This window comes from Lonsdalea populi (assembly GCF_015999465.1).
GTDB lineage: Bacteria > Pseudomonadota > Gammaproteobacteria > Enterobacterales > Enterobacteriaceae > Lonsdalea > Lonsdalea populi.
Window position 1 is genome coordinate 3,762,776 of record NZ_CP065534.1, and the last position, 18,427, is coordinate 3,781,202.

The 18,427-nt window shown below is 53.8% G+C and carries 12 protein-coding genes, 1 tRNA gene and 3 rRNA genes; 2 read left to right on the plus strand and 14 right to left on the minus strand.

All coding sequences use genetic code 11. From position 1 onward, the window contains the following. Positions 1-256 precede the first annotated feature (256 nt). From polA to I6N93_RS16715, 4 genes are all read right to left on the minus strand, one after another. Positions 257-3,043 (minus strand): DNA polymerase I, encoded by a 2,787-nt coding sequence (gene polA, locus I6N93_RS16700; protein WP_085686711.1) that lies wholly within the window; start codon positions 3,041-3,043, stop codon positions 257-259. A gap of 368 nt (positions 3,044-3,411) precedes the next feature. Then, positions 3,412-4,035, minus strand: a complete 624-nt coding sequence (gene dsbA / locus I6N93_RS16705; protein WP_085686562.1) for a thiol:disulfide interchange protein DsbA — start codon at positions 4,033-4,035, stop codon at positions 3,412-3,414. Positions 4,036-4,057: 22 nt separating this feature from the next. Next, positions 4,058-5,044: a serine/threonine protein kinase gene (locus tag I6N93_RS16710; RefSeq protein WP_085686560.1), complete on the minus strand. Its 987-nt coding sequence runs from the start codon at positions 5,042-5,044 to the stop codon at positions 4,058-4,060. A gap of 64 nt (positions 5,045-5,108) precedes the next feature. Continuing rightward, entirely contained in the window at positions 5,109-5,378 is a 270-nt protein-coding gene (locus I6N93_RS16715; RefSeq protein ID WP_085686559.1) for a YihD family protein, read from the minus strand. A gap of 114 nt (positions 5,379-5,492) precedes the next feature. On the opposite strand from I6N93_RS16715, the gene mobA reads away from it, so the two are divergent. After that, a complete protein-coding gene (gene mobA / locus I6N93_RS16720; RefSeq protein WP_085686709.1) occupies positions 5,493-6,071 on the plus strand; it encodes a molybdenum cofactor guanylyltransferase MobA in 579 nt (192 codons plus the stop codon). Further along, positions 6,064-6,576, plus strand: coding sequence for a molybdopterin-guanine dinucleotide biosynthesis protein MobB (mobB, locus tag I6N93_RS16725; RefSeq protein WP_085686557.1), 513 nt, complete (start codon positions 6,064-6,066; stop codon positions 6,574-6,576). Before mobA ends, mobB begins: the two co-directional genes overlap by 8 nt. 381 nt (positions 6,577-6,957) lie before the next feature. Here mobB and rrf read toward each other — a convergent pair. From rrf to rbsD, 10 genes are all read right to left on the minus strand, one after another. Beyond that, positions 6,958-7,073: ribosomal RNA gene (gene rrf, locus I6N93_RS16730) — 5S ribosomal RNA — on the minus strand. Between the two features lie 110 nt (positions 7,074-7,183). Beyond that, positions 7,184-10,090: ribosomal RNA gene (locus tag I6N93_RS16735) — 23S ribosomal RNA — on the minus strand. 224 nt (positions 10,091-10,314) lie between these two features. Continuing rightward, positions 10,315-10,390: transfer RNA gene (locus tag I6N93_RS16740), tRNA-Glu, on the minus strand. Between the two features lie 137 nt (positions 10,391-10,527). Further along, positions 10,528-12,070: ribosomal RNA gene (locus I6N93_RS16745) — 16S ribosomal RNA — on the minus strand. The 16S, 23S and 5S rRNA genes sit together here with 1 tRNA gene alongside, the layout of an rRNA operon. 417 nt (positions 12,071-12,487) lie before the next feature. Beyond that, positions 12,488-13,501 carry a ribose operon transcriptional repressor RbsR gene (gene rbsR, locus I6N93_RS16750; RefSeq protein WP_197669176.1) on the minus strand — a complete coding sequence of 338 codons (1,014 nt, stop codon included), beginning with the start codon at positions 13,499-13,501 and terminating at the stop codon, positions 12,488-12,490. Positions 13,502-13,504: 3 nt separating this feature from the next. Next, the gene (rbsK, locus tag I6N93_RS16755) at positions 13,505-14,431 is read right to left on the minus strand and encodes a ribokinase (RefSeq protein WP_085687796.1); all 927 of its coding nucleotides are present in this window, start codon (positions 14,429-14,431) and stop codon (positions 13,505-13,507) included. Between the two features lie 54 nt (positions 14,432-14,485). After that, positions 14,486-15,376 (minus strand): ribose ABC transporter substrate-binding protein RbsB, encoded by an 891-nt coding sequence (rbsB, locus tag I6N93_RS16760; RefSeq protein ID WP_085687794.1) that lies wholly within the window; start codon positions 15,374-15,376, stop codon positions 14,486-14,488. A gap of 26 nt (positions 15,377-15,402) precedes the next feature. Then, the gene (gene rbsC / locus I6N93_RS16765; protein ID WP_085687792.1) at positions 15,403-16,371 is read right to left on the minus strand and encodes a ribose ABC transporter permease; all 969 of its coding nucleotides are present in this window, start codon (positions 16,369-16,371) and stop codon (positions 15,403-15,405) included. A gap of 7 nt (positions 16,372-16,378) precedes the next feature. After that, positions 16,379-17,887: a ribose ABC transporter ATP-binding protein RbsA gene (gene rbsA / locus I6N93_RS16770; RefSeq protein WP_085687790.1), complete on the minus strand. Its 1,509-nt coding sequence runs from the start codon at positions 17,885-17,887 to the stop codon at positions 16,379-16,381. Positions 17,888-17,894: 7 nt separating this feature from the next. Next, positions 17,895-18,314, minus strand: coding sequence for a D-ribose pyranase (rbsD, locus tag I6N93_RS16775; protein WP_085687788.1), 420 nt, complete (start codon positions 18,312-18,314; stop codon positions 17,895-17,897). Between the last annotated feature and the right edge of the window lie 113 nt (positions 18,315-18,427).

An 18,427-nucleotide genomic window follows, 5' to 3' on the forward strand; every position in this document is an offset into this window, starting at 1 on the left:
TTACGGCTACAAAGATTTTTTTGTTGTTTACTTTCACGCATTGCGTAAAGCATCGCCATAAAAGTGGACATCGCCGCATAATCTTGTAGCTTAATTACAAAACGGCCCGTTTTCTGATGAACATGACTCAAGTTTGTCAATAGTTATGCTAGATAACATAATGAATTTTGGGCATTAAGTATGCAGAGATTGCCTGCCGCAAGTCATAACAGGGCAGGGCAAATAGCACCGTTTTAGAAAGAAAAAGGAGGGTGAGTTAGTGTGCCTGATCCCAGCTAATACCGGTTCCCACGTCGACACGCAGCGGCACATCCAGCTTCATGCATCCTTCCATTAAGGCTTTGATTTTCGCCTTGGATTGCTCCAGCACTGAGTCATGGACTTCAAAGACCAATTCATCGTGAACCTGCATAATCATGGTCACCAGCGGTTCATCCTGTTGTTGCAGCCAGCCGTCGATGGCAATCATCGCTTTCTTGATGATATCCGCCGCCGTCCCCTGCATCGGCGCATTGATCGCCGCACGTTCCGCCGCCTTACGGCTCATGGCATTTCGCGCGTTAATTTCCGGCAGATAAAGGCGTCGACCATCCAGCGTGGAAACATAACCCTGTTCAGCCGCCTGCTCACGCGTGCGCTCCATATACTCCAGCACGCCCGGATATCGCTCGAAATAGAGATCCATGTATTTCTGAGATTCATTGCGCGGAATATTGAGCTGTCGAGACAGACCAAAGGCGCTCATGCCGTAAATGAGACCAAAGTTGATCGCCTTGGCGCTGCGTCGCTGCTCGGACGTCACCTTATCCAACGGAGAACCAAACACTTCCGCCGCCGTGGCGCGATGAATATCCAATCCCTCAGAGAAGGCCCGCAGCAGTCCGGCATCCCGAGAAAGATGAGCCATGATACGCAATTCGATTTGTGAATAGTCCGCCGCGACGATGCTGTAGCCTTCGCTGGCGATAAACGCCTGACGGATACGCCGCCCTTCCTCGTTACGCACCGGGATGTTTTGCAGGTTGGGATCGCTGGAAGACAACCGACCGGTCGCCGTCACCGCCTGATGATAGGACGTGTGTACCCTTCCCGTCAGCGGATTGATCATCACCGGCAGCTTATCCGTATAGGTAGATTTCAGCTTCGCCAAGCCGCGATACTCCAGAATCAGCTTCGGCAACGGATAGTCCAACGCCAGTTCCGCCAGCACTTCTTCGTTGGTGGAAGGCGCCCCTTTCGGGGTTTTCTTCCTGATGGGTAGCTGCAGCTTTTCATACAGAATGTGCTGCAACTGTTTGGTAGAAGAGAGATTGAAAGGCTCGCCAGCCAGTTCATGAACTTCAACTTCAAGCTCCGCCAGTCGCTTCGTCAACTCTTTGGAGTGCTCGGCAAGAATGCTGGCGTCAATCAATACGCCGTTGCGTTCCATACGCGACAAAATCGGCACCAGCGGCATATCGATATTGTCGAAAACGTTTCGTAGCTCAGGCTCTTTTTCCAGCTTTTCCCACAGCGTCTGGTGCAAATGCAGCGTGACATCGGCATCTTCCGCCGCATACACCGCCGCCTGTTCCAACGGGATTTGATTAAAGGTAAGCTGATTTTTGCCTTTGCCAGCAATCTCTTCAAACGAGATGGTTTTATGCTGCAGGTAGCGTGATGCCATGCTGTCCATATCGTGACGGCCGCCCACACTGTCCAGCACATAAGATTCCAGCATCGTGTCGAACGCCATTCCCTGCAACTCAATGTTGTAGCGGGCCAGCACGCCGCGATCGTACTTCAGATTCTGACCGACTTTCAGTACGGCAGGATCTTCCAGCAGCGGCTTGAGCAGTTCTAACGCTCTGTCGCACGTCATCTGTGCCGGGGCATCCAAATAGTCGTGACCCAACGGCAGATAGGCGGCCTCGCCCGGCTTATCGGAGAACGAGATGCCGACCAAATTGGCGCTCAGCGTATCCAGACTGTCGGTTTCCGTATCGAACGCAAAAACGTCGGCTGACTTCAGACGGTTAATCCACGTATCAAGCGTCTTTTCATCCAGAATGATGACGTAGCCTTCCTGCGATAGAGTGCTCTCAACCGCAGGCGCACTTTTTTCTTCTATCACGAGTTTATTTTGTGCCGCAACCGGGCTCTTTTTGCCCTGCAACCAGATTCCCGATTCCAGTTCAATCTGCCAACGCCGGAACTCATAATGCCTGAACAGCTCACTCAGCTCGTCCACTTGCGGCTCGGTGACCGCCAGCTGTTCGCAGCTCAGCTCCAGCTCAACATCGGTTTTGATCGTAGCCAACTGGTAAGAGAGGTAAGCCACCTCTTTATGCTGTTCCAGTTTAGCCGCCATGGTTTTAGCGCCGCGGAAGGAAAGATCGGCGATTTTATCCAGATTGGCGTACAGCATATCTAAACCGCCCAGTCCCTGTAACAGCGCCTGCGCCGTTTTCTCGCCAATGCCCGGCACGCCGGGAATGTTATCGGAAGCGTCGCCCATCAGCGCGAGGAAATCGATGATCAGCTCCGGCGGGATACCATATTTGTCGCACACCTCCTGAGGACCCAGGATAGCGTTGTTCATGGTGTTAATCAGGGTGATATTGGGCGTTACCAACTGCGCCATATCTTTATCACCGGTGCTGATCAGAACCGGCGTCGACTTCAACTCCGCCTGCTGCGCCAGCGTGCCGATGACATCGTCCGCTTCTACGCCGGAAACCGCTAACAACGGCAGGCCCATCGCCCTGACCATTTTGTGCAACGGCTCGATCTGAGCCCGCAGGTCATCCGGCATCGGGGGTCGGTGAGATTTGTAATGTTCAAACAGCTCATCGCGAAAGGTTTTTCCTTTCGCATCAAACACAACCGCAACGTGGCTGGGATGATATTGAAGTAACAGGCTGCGCAGCATGTTTAGCACACCATACATCGCCCCGGTAGGTTCGCCCGCACTGTTCGTCAGCGGGGGGAAAGCGTGATAGGCGCGGTACAAGTAAGAGGAACCGTCGACGAGAATTAAAGGGTTGTCTGCTATTTGAGCCATAATCTGTTTCAATTGTTATTTCCAGCCATCGTATAAGCATGCCATAGGTGGCAGGAAGAGACGAATAATAACGCGTAAAGACGGCGGCGCCTTCGTAATGTATCGCAGAACCCCCTGTGGATAAGTTTGTGTGTAGAAATACTTAAATAATTAACAGGAGAATAAATATCACAAAGGGGTAATTAAATTTTCAAGTAAAATCAGTTAAATGAGATAAAAAACCGTCTTTACTGGTCGTTGATGGTAAACATAAGATTTGTGGATACCTATGAAATGAAAATACACTTTCACCAAGTCATTTTCCAAGGAAGATTCGCTTTCAGAAAAATCGACGCCACACGGCTCTCACCGCATGGCGTCGGCTTACATTACTTTTTAGAGATTAGGAATTTCACGACTTCAGTATATTGCTGGACGTAAACGTCCATTGAGCTGGTATCCAGACCGTCATTCTTAACCATATATTTTCCGTTCACAAACAGAGCCGGAACACCGCGCAGCTGCAAATCCGCCGCCGCTTTGGCCTGCTGTACCACCAGGGATTTTACGACGAAGCTGTTAAGCGCGCTGTCGTAATCTTCGCCTTTAACACCCGCAGAAATGAAGATTTTGCGGATATCTTCCGGTTTCTGGACCGTCTGATTTTTCTGTACCGCATCAAACATGAGCGGGCTGATTTTATCTTCAACGCCCAGAGCGATAGCGACGGCCCACGCTTCCGTCAGGTTTTTGCCTAAAGGTCCCAGGAAATCCACGTGATACTTAACCATCTTGGTGCCAGCCGGCAACGTTTTCTTTATCGCGTCAGGGATCTGATAAATCTGGGAAAACTGATAGCAGTGCGGGCAATAAAAAGAGAAAAACTCCAGCACCTGTGGTTCCTGCGTTGCAGGCTTATCCAGCGTAACAAACTGTTTCCCCTCGCTGAAATCTGCTGCGGAGGCACTGAACGCCATGATGACACCAATCAATGTTAGCCATACTTTCTTCATATCACTCTTTTCTCCGTTAACTTTAGTACATCGGCGTCAGCTGCAAAGGCGGTTCCTGCAACAGCTTAACCTGCTCGACAAAGGTGGAGGCCTGTTTCGACCAGAAGTCGGCATCCTGCATCCAGGGAAAACTCCTTGGAAACGCAGGATCCTGCCAACGTCGGGCAACCCAAGCCAGATAGTGAATCATTCTCATCGCCCGCAGCGGTTCGATGAGCGCCAGTTCCTTCTCTTCGAAAGAAGAAAACTCGCTGTAAGCTTCCAACAGTATATCCAGCTGGATTCGTTGCTCGCGTCGCTCGCCATGCAGAAGCATCCACAAATCCTGAATGGAGGGACCGTTACGGGCATCATCCAAATCGACGAACAAGGGGCCATCGCGCCACAGAATGTTGCCGGGGTGGCAATCTCCGTGCAGGCGGGCAGACGCCCAGTCGTCATGCCAGCAGCGCTTCACTTCCTGAATCAAGCGATCGGTCGCGTTCAGAAAAGTTTCCCGCAGCGAAGCCGGTATCAAAGCGCATCGGGATAGCTCATCAAACGGCTCATGCAGATACTCCTGTAGGCCGATAGTCGGCCGCACGACGAAATCACGCTTACGGCCAGTTTGATGAATGCGTCCCAAATAACGACCGACCCCTTCCAGTTGATCGTCGTTATCTATTTCATACTGCCTTCCTCCTACGCTTGGAAAGACGGTAAAGAAAAAGCCGTTATGCTCATGCAAGGTTTTCCCCTGCAGCGCCAAAGGAGCAACGACCGGCACTTCATCCTGCGCCAGTTCAGCGGCAAACTGATGCTCTTCGGCGATTTGAGCCTTGATCCAGCGCTGAGGACGATAAAATTTAACCACGTAACGCCGGCGATCTTCATCACTGAGCTGGTATACCCGGTTTTCGTAGCTATTCAGCGCGATTAATCCGGAGTCTACGCGGACGCCCGCAGACCATAGCGCATCCATGATGACGTCGGGCGATAGCGTATGAAAATTGAAAACAGCATCATGCATTGCGTTTAACGCTCCAGTTGCAAAAAGGCGTACCCGCGCATCGACGCGAAAAACAAGCTTTTCATTAGTCTTTGATGACTCCGCGGGCCCGCAGGATCGCCGTTTTGAAATCAACTTCAAAATCTTTCTGCAACCCAGGGATCGGTTGCTCCTGGTTAGAGCCGCGCATTTTTAAATGGTAGATAAGGATATCATCAGTCAGATCGACTAGCGCCCCCTCAAACCCTGCTTCCTGTGCAAGTTTTTGTAAAAATTCCATCAAATTCAAATCGGGCTCCAGCTGCCAGGCCGGGTGCAACAGTTCAACTAACTCATTCACGCGATGACATTTCATGGTCGGTTCTCCATACTCAATTCGAATAGTAGTGTACTTAGTATGAGGAAAGCGCTTGGCGTTATGCCGTTGCTTTCACTCAGTCAGCATCATTTATATTTAGGTCGAAACATTATGATCACGGGAATTATTCTAGCTGGCGGACAATCCTCACGGATGGGTGGTCACGACAAAGGTCTGCTCCTGTTGGATGGCATACCGCTGTATCGACACGTTTTAACACGGCTGGCAAGCCAGGTGGATAACCTACTTATTAATACCAACCGTCATCATGAACGTTACCAGCAAAGCGGTTATCCGGCGATCGGTGATATAAACCGCCAGTTTGCCGGACCTTTAGCGGGGATGTATACAGGGTTGACCATTATGGAGACCGAATGGGCGCTTTTTGCTCCCTGTGATATGCCAGCGTTACCGTTGAATCTCGTCTCTCGCTTACAACAGCACATCGGTCTTCATCCTGCGGCCTATGCGACTGACGGCGAACGCGACCATCCGGCGTTACTTCTCATCAATAAAAGCCAGACCCAAGCGCTTAAGGCCTTCCTGTCCAAGGGCGACCGCAAACTAATGCTGTTTCTCAAACACATTGATGCTCAGCCCGTATCGTTCAGCGAACAACCTCAGGCATTTCGAAATCTTAATACGCCAGAAGAACTTACTGAGTGGCGAGAGGAGAGAAAACATGACTAGCACGGTGCCGCTTCTGGTGGTCGCCGCATACAGTGGTACAGGAAAAACGACGTTGTTAACGCAGTTAATCCCCTTGATCCAAGAATCCGGCATTCGCGTCGGCATGATTAAACATACTCACCACGAGATGGATATCGATACACCGGGCAAAGATAGCTATCGTCTCCGCAAAGCGGGTGCTGAGCAGACGCTGGTCGCCAGCGCCAAACGCTGGGCATTGATGACGGAAACACCGGATCAGTCGGAACCCGATATTGCGTGGCTGGCTGGCAGAATGGATCTCACAAAGCTCGATCTAGTGCTAGTCGAAGGCTTTCACCACGAGAAAATCCCAAAAATTATTCTGTATCGGCAGGAGACAGGCTATAACGTGGCTGACTTGATCGATGAAAACACTCTGGCGATCGCCAGCGATGTTCCGTTAAACGTCTCAGTTCCCCAACTCGATCTCAATTATCCTCCCGCCATAGCCGCATTTATATGCCAATGGCTTGAAGCCCAGTAGTCATGGACCGGCATCATCCGGCTTACATTCACCGTATGGCGACCTTTTCCCTGGTCGGCGCTTCTCGCGACGCCTCATTGACGCTGCCGGATCATCGTCGGATGGGCGTGTCGCCGGTTGTCGCGTCGCTCAGAGCGATAGGATAAGTACAGGGTCAGGCTCAGCGAAAGCGCAGAAAGCCAAGGAGAGAAAAAGAGTCGGGAGTTTCACGCTGACGCGAAATCATGGGCGACCGTGCTCTCAGGTGCAACAGCCTCAGCATTTTAGGGGGACATAGTCTGGTCTGGCGTGGGCCGCAGGCTCTGAGTGATTTGCCGGCCGTTTTCACCGCCCCAACGCAAAAACCCCCAGCTCTCGCTGAGGGTCTCTACTTTAATTAATGCCTGGCAGTTCCCTACTCTCGCATGGGGAGACCCCACACTACCATCGGCGCTACGGCGTTTCACTGCTGAGTTCGGCATGGGGTCAGGTGGGACCACCGCGCTATCGCCGCCAGGCAAATTCTGTTTCATTCCAATCGTTACACACGCTCTCCGTGCAACCACCAGAACCAATCTGCAAACAAGCTGAACTTCTTCTCGTCTCTCTAAAACACCTTCGGTGTTGTAAGGTTAAGCCTCTCGGGTCATTAGTACTGGTTAGCTCAACGTATCGCTACGCTTACACACCCAGCCTATCTACGTCGTCGTCTTCAACGGCCCTTCAGGGGACTCGAAGTCCCAGGGAAGACTCATCTCGGGGCAAGTTTCCCGCTTAGATGCTTTCAGCGGTTATCTCTTCCGCACTTAGCTACCGGGCAATGCAATTGGCATCACAACCCGAACACCAGTGGTGCGTTCACTCCGGTCCTCTCGTACTAGGAGCAACCCCCCTCAATCTTCCAACGCCCACGGCAGATAGGGACCGAACTGTCTCACGACGTTCTAAACCCAGCTCGCGTACCACTTTAAACGGCGAACAGCCGTACCCTTGGGACCTACTTCAGCCCCAGGATGTGATGAGCCGACATCGAGGTGCCAAACACCGCCGTCGATATGAACTCTTGGGCGGTATCAGCCTGTTATCCCCGGAGTACCTTTTATCCGTTGAGCGATGGCCCTTCCATTCAGAACCACCGGATCACTAAGACCTGCTTTCGCACCTGCTCGAGCCGTCACTCTCGCAGTCAAGCTAGCTTATGCCTTTGCACTAACCTCCTGATGTCCGACCAGGATTAGCTAACCTTCGTGCTCCTCCGTTACTCTTTGGGAGGAGACCGCCCCAGTCAAACTACCCACCAGACACTGTCCGCAACCCCGTTCAGGGGCCCACGTTAGAACATCAAACATTAAAGGGTGGTATTTCAAGGTCGGCTCCATGCAGACTGGCGTCCACACTTCAAAGCCTCCCACCTATCCTACACATCAAGGCTCAAGGTTCAGTGTCAAGCTATAGTAAAGGTTCACGGGGTCTTTCCGTCTTGCCGCGGGTACACTGCATCTTCACAGCGAGTTCAATTTCACTGAGTCTCGGGTGGAGACAGCCTGGCCATCATTACGCCATTCGTGCAGGTCGGAACTTACCCGACAAGGAATTTCGCTACCTTAGGACCGTTATAGTTACGGCCGCCGTTTACCGGGGCTTCGATCAAGAGCTTCGCCTTGCGGCTGACCCCATCAATTAACCTTCCGGCACCGGGCAGGCGTCACACCGTATACGTCCACTTTCGTGTTTGCACAGTGCTGTGTTTTTATTAAACAGTTGCAGCCAGCTGGTATCTGCGACTGGTATCAGCTCCGGGAGCCAGTCCCTTCACCAACGCCAGCGTGCCTTCTCCCGAAGTTACGGCACCATTTTGCCTAGTTCCTTCACCCGAGTTCTCTCAAGCGCCTGGGTATTCTCTACCTGACCACCTGTGTCGGTTTGGGGTACGATTTCGTGTTACCTGGAGCTTAGAGGCTTTTCCTGGAAGCTTGGCATCGGTTACTTCATCACCGTAGTGACTCGTCGTCACGCCTCAGTGTTAACGGTGTTCCGGATTTACCAAAAACACCCACCTACACGCTTAAACCGGGACAACCGTCGCCCGGATAACCCAGCCTTCTCCGTCCCCCCTTCGCAGTAACACCAAGTACAGGAATATTAACCTGTTTCCCATCGACTACGCCTTTCGGCCTCGCCTTAGGGGTCGACTCACCCTGCCCCGATTAACGTTGGACAGGAACCCTTGGTCTTCCGGCGTGCGGGTTTTTCACCCGCATTATCGTTACTTATGTCAGCATTCGCACTTCTGATACCTCCAGCAGCCCTCACAGGCCACCTTCGCAGGCTTACAGAACGCTCCCCTACCCAACAACGCCTAAGCGTCGCTGCCGCAGCTTCGGTGCATGGTTTAGCCCCGTTACATCTTCCGCGCAGGCCGACTCGACCAGTGAGCTATTACGCTTTCTTTAAATGATGGCTGCTTCTAAGCCAACATCCTGGCTGTCTGGGCCTTCCCACATCGTTTCCCACTTAACCATGACTTTGGGACCTTAGCTGGCGGTCTGGGTTGTTTCCCTCTTCACGACGGACGTTAGCACCCGCCGTGTGTCTCCCGTGATAACATTCTTCGGTATTCGCAGTTTGCATCGAGTTGGTAAGCCGGGATGGCCCCCTAGTCGAAACAGTGCTCTACCCCCGAAGATGACTTCACGAGGCGCTACCTAAATAGCTTTCGGGGAGAACCAGCTATCTCCCGGTTTGATTGGCCTTTCACCCCCAGCCACAAGTCATCCGCTAATTTTTCAACATTAGTCGGTTCGGTCCTCCAGTTAGTGTTACCCAACCTTCAACCTGCCCATGGCTAGATCACCGGGTTTCGGGTCTATACCCTGCAACTTAACGCCCAGTTAAGACTCGGTTTCCCTGCGGCTCCCCTATGCGGTTAACCTTGCTACAGAATATAAGTCGCTGACCCATTATACAAAAGGTACGCAGTCACACCCCGAAGGATGCTCCCACTGCTTGTACGTACACGGTTTCAGGTTCTATTTCACTCCCCTCGCCGGGGTTCTTTTCGCCTTTCCCTCACGGTACTGGTTCACTATCGGTCAGTCAGGAGTATTTAGCCTTGGAGGATGGTCCCCCCATATTCAGACAGGATAACACGTGTCCCGCCCTACTCGTCGAACTCACAGCTCATGCCTCTTCGTGTACGGGACTATCACCCTCTGTCGTGCGACTTTCCAGACGCTTCCACTAAGACTCAAACTGATTCAGGTTCTGGGCTCCTCCCCGTTCGCTCGCCGCTACTGGGGGAATCTCGGTTGATTTCTTTTCCTCGGGGTACTGAGATGTTTCAGTTCCCCCGGTTCGCCTCATGCCACTATGTATTCATGACATGATAGTGCAACGGATTGCACTGGGTTTCCCCATTCGGGTATCGTCGGGTATAACGGTTCATATCACCTTGCCGACGCTTTTCGCAGATTAGCACGCCCTTCATCGCCTCTGACTGCCTAGGCATCCACCGTGTACGCTTAGTCACTTAACCTCACAACCCGAAGGTGTCTCGTAAGACACCCTTCACGCTGCGATTATTTGAGAGACTCTGACGCAACCAAATCACCGCTCAATACTGCACGCAGAGAGATGTTCAGCCGCATCGTTTCAAATTTCAGCTTGTTCCAGATTGTTAAAGAGCAATATCTTAAACACGACTCGTTAAAGTCATCTTTAAGATATTCAGGTGATAATGCCTTTCACTCATTATCGGTATGGCGTCCCCAAGGGGATTCGAACCCCTGTTACCGCCGTGAAAGGGCGGTGTCCTAGGCCTCTAGACGATGGGGACACGAAATCCGACTCAACCCTCAGGCTCAATCGTTCCGCATCAGCATGAGTCAGAGACTCATCATCAACAGGTGCGCTTTTGCTCTTGCTTCTTCATCAGACAATCTGTGTGAGCACTTCACTAGCACTTCACTTCGGTAAGGAGGTGATCCAACCGCAGGTTCCCCTACGGTTACCTTGTTACGACTTCACCCCAGTCATGAATCACAAAGTGGTAAGCGCCCTCCCGAAGGTTAAGCTACCTACTTCTTTTGCAACCCACTCCCATGGTGTGACGGGCGGTGTGTACAAGGCCCGGGAACGTATTCACCGTAGCATTCTGATCTACGATTACTAGCGATTCCGACTTCATGGAGTCGAGTTGCAGACTCCAATCCGGACTACGACGCACTTTATGAGGTCCGCTTACTCTCGCAAGTTCGCTTCTCTTTGTATGCGCCATTGTAGCACGTGTGTAGCCCTACTCGTAAGGGCCATGATGACTTGACGTCATCCCCACCTTCCTCCGGTTTATCACCGGCAGTCTCCTTTGAGTTCCCACCATTACGTGCTGGCAACAAAGGATAAGGGTTGCGCTCGTTGCGGGACTTAACCCAACATTTCACAACACGAGCTGACGACAGCCATGCAGCACCTGTCTCAGAGCTCCCGAAGGCACCAAGGCATCTCTGCCAAGTTCTCTGGATGTCAAGAGTAGGTAAGGTTCTTCGCGTTGCATCGAATTAAACCACATGCTCCACCGCTTGTGCGGGCCCCCGTCAATTCATTTGAGTTTTAACCTTGCGGCCGTACTCCCCAGGCGGTCGACTTAACGCGTTAGCTCCGGAAGCCACAGTTCAAGACCGCAACCTCCAAGTCGACATCGTTTACAGCGTGGACTACCAGGGTATCTAATCCTGTTTGCTCCCCACGCTTTCGCACCTGAGCGTCAGTCTTTGTCCAGGGGGCCGCCTTCGCCACCGGTATTCCTCCAGATCTCTACGCATTTCACCGCTACACCTGGAATTCTACCCCCCTCTACAAGACTCTAGCCTGCCAGTTTCAAATGCAGTTCCCAAGTTAAGCTCGGGGATTTCACATCTGACTTAACAAACCGCCTGCGTGCGCTTTACGCCCAGTCATTCCGATTAACGCTTGCACCCTCCGTATTACCGCGGCTGCTGGCACGGAGTTAGCCGGTGCTTCTTCTGCGGGTAACGTCAATCAGCGAACGTATTAAGTTCACTGCCTTCCTCCCCGCTGAAAGTACTTTACAACCCGAAGGCCTTCTTCATACACGCGGCATGGCTGCATCAGGGTTTCCCCCATTGTGCAATATTCCCCACTGCTGCCTCCCGTAGGAGTCTGGACCGTGTCTCAGTTCCAGTGTGGCTGGTCATCCTCTCAGACCAGCTAGAGATCGTCGCCTAGGTGGGCTCTTACCCCGCCTACTAGCTAATCCCATCTGGGTTCATCCGATGGTGTGAGGCCCTGAGGTCCCCCACTTTGGTCTTGCGACGTTATGCGGTATTAGCTACCGTTTCCAGTAGTTATCCCCCTCCATCGGGCAGATCCCCAGACATTACTCACCCGTCCGCCGCTCGCCGGCAAGGGAGCAAGCTCCCTTCCGCTGCCGCTCGACTTGCATGTGTTAGGCCTGCCGCCAGCGTTCAATCTGAGCCATGATCAAACTCTTCAATTAAAAGCTTGATTTGCTAACTTAATAGCGATGCTCAAAGAATTTTACTGTTGATTCGTAATGAATTAACTGTTGTTCACTCTTCAAGACTTTTTCGTATCTTTTGCGATAGTGTCTTGTGAGTGCCCACACAGATTGTCTGATTATATTGTTAAAGAGCGTTTCGTTTCCGCCTAAGCGGCTAACGTGAGGCCGCGTATATTACGCTTACCTCGTTCAGAGTCAACGACTTTCTTCGTCTTTCTCCGACTGTCACCGCGCCGCGTTGTCCGCTTCGCCGTGTCAGTGGGAGCGCATTATAGGGCGTTATTTCGGGCTGACAAGCGTTAATACGAAAAATATTATCGAGTGGATTCTTTTTGTCCAGAGCGTATGCAAAACCCGCAATTTACCGCTAATTTGTCTAGAAAAACCGCACCGTCAGAAACAATAACGGTATTTCCCGACTGATTCCCGGATAGCCAGCTCCGGCGTCAGCGTCAAAACACTCGGTGGAGAGTCCGGATCCGCCATTCGGTACAGCAGCGTATCGATGGCAAGTTCCCCCAATTCATCCTTAGGTTGATGAATGGTGGTTAAAGGCGGAGAGAGATAGCGTGCCAGCTCTATATCGTCGTATCCCATCACGGCCATATCCCCGGGTATAGACAACCCGGCCTGATGCAACGCACGGTAAACGCCCACCGCCATGGCATCGTTGCAGGCAAAGACGGCTTCAGGAGGTTGCTCTAGCGACAATAACTGCTGCATCGCGCGATAACCGGAGGCAAATTCGAAATCGCCAGAGATCTCATAGAAAGGAAGACGGGGCAGTCCTGCATCGTCCATCGCTTTACGGTACCCCTCCAGACGATTATGCGCCGTGGTTTTATCCAGCGGCCCGGTGATGCAGGCAATACGGCGATAGCCTTGTGCTATCAGGTACCGTGTTGCGATCTCACCGCCCTGCAGCGAATTGTCTTTAATCACCCCGCCGCATCCTTCAAAAGGCGCCCAGTCCATCATGACCGTTGGCAATGAAGGGTATCGGCTCATGATATCCGGAGAGAGCTCGCTGCTCTCCGAGCACATCAATAGCAGACCATCCACCCGTTTTTGCAACAGCGTCTCCAGACTGCGGCTCATACGTTCGGGGTCACCTTCCGTATTGCACAGAATAAGACTGTAGCCGCGTTCATAGCAGCTGCGCTCCACGCCGCGCACCACCTCTGCATAAAAGGGGTTGCTGCTCGCCGTCAGCAGCATGCCGATGGTGCGGGTTTGATTGATTTTCAGACTACGGGCCAGCGCGGACGGCGCATAGTTCAACTGCTTAACCGCCTGCAAGACTTTCCCACGCACGGCTTCGCTGACAAAACGATCGCCATTAATAACGTGAGATACCGTCGACGTGGATACGCCCGCCACTCTGGCGACGTCTTTCATCGTTGCCAAAAATCACTCCTGTTCCTGCAAAAAAGCCTCTATTTCATTACGCCAAGGTACTGATGGCTGACCGCCGCTTCGCGTTACTGCAATCGCAGCAGCGGCATGCGCGAAACGAACGGCGGCCAGCATCGGCATCTCTTCCAGCAACGCGGTCAGCAAAGCGCCGTTAAAGGTATCGCCGGCAGCAATAGTATCGACAGCCTCCACCTGAAAACCGGGGATCAACTGCCCGCGTCCCTGTTCGCTCACCCATGCGCCGCGACGCCCCAACGTAATAATCACGCTACCCACTCCTTTATCATGCAGCGCCTGCGCTGCACGCCGGGCGTCGTCGTCGGTTTCCACGCGAATACCGGTGAGATGCTGCGCCTCGGTTTCATTAGGCGTCATTATATCCACCAGCGACAGCAGTTTGTCCGGCAGAGGGCGCGCAGGCGCGGGATTGAGGATGACTCGGGTGCCATGCCGCCGCGCTAACTGAGCGGCCGCCGTCACGGTTTCCAACGGGGATTCCAGCTGCATTAACAGCGCAGACGCCTCCGCTATCTTCTGCTGAAACCGCGCCATCACTTCAGGACTTAAGGCCGCGTTCGCCCCCGAGTGAATGGCAATCATATTTTCAGCATCATCGTTGACCCAAATCAGCGCCACGCCGGTCGTCTGGCCGGGAACCGCTTCCACGGCGGAGACGTCGACGCGGTCGTCCGCCAGTTGCTGGCGAATACGTTGACCGATATCGTCGGCCCCCACGCAGGCGATAAAAGCGATATCCGCCCCGCAGCGACCGGCCGCGACGGCCTGATTGGCCCCTTTGCCGCCAAAGGCCACGTTATAATGCTTACCGATCACCGTTTCACCGGGCGAAGGGAACTGTTTCAGATTGAGAATATGATCCGCATTGATGCTACCTAGCACCGCCAGTCTTCCGGCTTTCATAACAGGCTCTCCGAATAAATGCGCCGCGTTGAATCGTGGCGCATCGTCAACACGCTATGGCTTGGTGACTAATTTCAAATCGACAGGGATCACCGCAGGCACCTGTTCGCCTTTCAGGACCTTATCCGCCGTCTGAACGCCGATGATACCGATCTGGTCCGGTCGCTGAGCCACCGTCGCAGCCAGCTTGCCGCCGTTGACCGCTTTTATCCCGTCCGTCGTGCCATCGAATCCTACGACCAGTACATCGTCTCTGCCCGCTGTCTGTAAGGCGCGCAGCGCGCCCAGCGCCATTTCATCGTTTTGCGCGAATACCGCTTTCACCGCAGGATGCGCCGTCAGCAGATTTTGCATGACGTTTAGCCCTTTAGTGCGGTCAAAATCCGCCGGCTGGCTGGCCAGAATGTCGAATTGGTGTTGCTTTGCCGACGTCATAAAACCGCGACCGCGTTCGCGGGCCGCCGATGTTCCCGCCAGTCCTTCCAACTGGATAACCTTCGCGCCTTCGCCCAGCTTACCGGAGATAAAGTCTGCCGCGGCGGCTCCGCCAGCGGTATTGTCCGACGCCACGTGGCTCGCGACCTTGCCGCTGCTGGCGACGCGATCCAGCGTAATCACCGGGATGTTAGCCTGATTGGCCATTTTGATGGCATTTACCACGGCGTCGGAGTCCGTGGGGTTAATCAGCAGCAGCCGGGCGCCGCGAACGGTCAGGTCCTGCACGTTAGATAGCTCTTTCGCCGGGTTATTCTGCGAATCCAGCACAACCAGGTTGTAGCCCTGTCTATCCGCCTCTTTCTGAACCCCGTCCTTCAGTGAAACAAAAAAGGGATTGTTCAGCGTCGACACCACCAGCGCGATGGTCTCTTTGGCCGCAACCTGAGCGGAGAGCGTTGCGCTTAAGGCAACGGCGGAGATTAACGTCACAAGCGTTTTGATTTTCATCTTTAAGATTCCTGTATCAATGACGGTTATTTACTGCTTTTGTTGTCTACCAGAACCGCCAGCAGAATCACGGCCGCCTTGACGATCATTTGGTAGTAAGACGATACGCCCAGCAGATTCAGCCCATTGTTCAAAAACCCAAGAATCAATGCGCCGATCAGCGTACCCATGACACGCCCTTTTCCGCCCGCCAGGCTGGTGCCGCCCAGAACGACGGCGGCGATGGCATCCAGCTCATAGCCCGACCCCGCCGTAGGCTGAGCAGACGACAGACGAGCCACTTCAATAATGCCCGCCAGCGCCGAGAGCAGACCGCATAGCGCGTATACCGCAATTTTGACCTTATCCACGCTGATGCCGGAGAGGCGAGTCGCCGCCTCATTACCGCCCAATGCATAGATGTAGCGTCCGAAGCGGGTGTGGTGGAGCACGTACCACGCCGCCAGAAATACGCCGGCCATTAACCAGATAGGCGTCGGCACGCCCAGCGGACGCCCAATGCCGAACCAGCCCAAGACGTCCGCCGACGCTGAAAAGCCCGCGTTAATCGGGCTGCCGTTGGTGTAAACCATGGTGACGCCGCGCAAAAGCAACATCATGACCAACGTCGCGATAAAAGCCTGCACACGACCTTTGGCGACAATGAAGCCGGTGCTGGCGCCGACAGCCGCTCCCAAACCCAGCGCGGCGAACACCGCCACCAGCGCATTGACCTCCATCCCCACCAGGGACGCCGCCACCGCGCCGGTCAGCGCCAGCAGCGATCCGACGGACAAATCAATGCCCGAGGAGAGGATAACCAACGTCATCCCCACGGCCATAATGGCGTTGACCGACGTCTGTTGGAGAATGTTGAACACATTGTTCAGAGTGAAAAAATTGGGGCTTAGCGCCGACACCACAGCAATAAGCATCAGCAGCGCGATCAACGACTTTTGCTCCAGCAGCCACGCTTTGCCGAAGCGGCGCTTTGAGATAATTGTGTGAGTGCTCATATCGGCCTTACTCCTGCTCTATGCTGTATTGTGGTTTTCCAACGGCGGCCGCCATCAACGCTTCCTGCGTCGCTTCATCGCGGGAGAACTCGCCGCTCAGCCGCCCTTCGTGCATCACGATGACGCGGTCACTCATTCCCAGAACTTCGGGCATTTCCGACGACACCAGAATGATGCTCAGCCCTTCCTGCTTAAACTGGTTAATCAACTGGTAGATTTCCTTTTTGGCGCCGACGTCCACGCCGCGGGTCGGTTCGTCAAGAATCAACACCTTCGGCCGCGTCATCAGCCCGCGTGCTATCGCCACTTTTTGCTGATTGCCGCCGGAAAGCAGTCCGATAGGCTGCTCCATCGACGGGGTTCGGATATGAAACAGACGGATGAAATCGCTCACGGCCTGCGCTTCTTCGCCGTGTTTCAGCGTTCCGCCGACATGGCTGAAATAACGCAGCGCAGTCAGAGACATGTTTTCCTTTACCGACATGCCGAGCACCAGTCCGTCGCGCTTGCGGTCCTCGGAGATATAAACGATGCCGTTCGCCAAACCGTCTTGCGGTGAATGAGTCACCACATCCCGACCATCCAGCGTTACCGTGCCGCCGGTGCGGGGCAGGGCGCCGTAGAGGATTTTCATTAGCTCCGTGCGGCCTGCGCCCATCAGACCGGAAACACCAAGAATCTCGCCTAGGCGCAAGGTAAAGCTGACCGGCCATACGCCCGGGCCGCAGACCCTATCGACTATCATCCTGACGGTACCCGGCGCCTGAGCGAGGCGGGGATATTGATCTTCGAGCTTGCGGCCCACCATCATCTCGATCAGCCGCTCTTCCTGCAGATCGCCCACTGGAAGCTCGCCGATAAACTGCCCGTCGCGCATCACCGTCACGTCGTCGCAGACCTCAAAGATCTCCTTCAGGCGATGAGAGATGTAGACCAGTCCGCAGCCCTGCGCTTTCAACTCGCCGATGACGCTAAATAAAGAGGCGGTTTCGGTATCGGTCAACGCGTCCGTAGGCTCATCCATGACGATGACCTGCGATTCAAAGCTGAGCACCTTGGCGATCTCCACCATTTGCTGATCGCCGATAGACAGCTCCCCCACCGGACGACGGCTGTCATAACGCAGGTTCAACCGCTGTAGTAATCGATCCGCTTCGGCATACATGCGTTTCCAGTCGATGCGGCCCAGCGGCGTGGTGAATTCACGCCCCAGGAAGATATTTTCTGCGATGGTCAGCTGCGGGATCAGGTTCAGTTCCTGATGGATGATGCCGATCCCCGCCTCCTGCGACGCCTTGGGTCCGCTAAAGGCGACTTCTTCGCCGAGGAAACGCAGGCTTCCGGCGTCTTTGCGGTAAATCCCGGTCAACACCTTCATCAGGGTGGATTTGCCCGCGCCGTTCTCGCCCACCAGCGCCATGACTTTGCCCGGATAGACGTTTAGCCCCGCGCCGGATAACGCTTTGACGCCTGGAAAGGATTTGGTGATGCCGTGCAGTTGCAGTAAAGGTTGCATAGCGGCCTCAGAAAGTGACGCCCGCGCACAGGATGACGTTCGCATAAGGGGAGCACTCCCCGCTGCGGATCACGGCCCGGCTTTGAGCGCTTTGCTGTTTGAAGTCGTCATGGGTGAAATAATGCAGCGAAATCGTATTGCCCTGACGTTGTTCAAGCTGCAGCAAATGCTGCAACAGCGCATCGTGAATACGAGGATTTTTCTCGACGATCTCGTTGGCCAGAATGGCCGCTTCCACCTGCATTTCCGCCGTCACCGCCGCTACGACCTGCATAAACTCGGGCACATTGTGGGTGAGCGCCAGATCGATGCGGGGTGTATTCTCCGCCACCGGCAATCCGGCATCCGCAATAACCACGCTGTCGGTATGCCCCAGACGGGCTATCACCTCGGAAATCGCGGTATTCAGCAACACACCTTTTTTCATCATTCCCCCTGAGCGAAACGTTTCGCGTGCCGGGATAATGAGCAAACAGGAGAGGGAAGACAATCAATATGTAGCCGAAATGTGATCGCTATCGAAACGTTTCGCTCGCACGA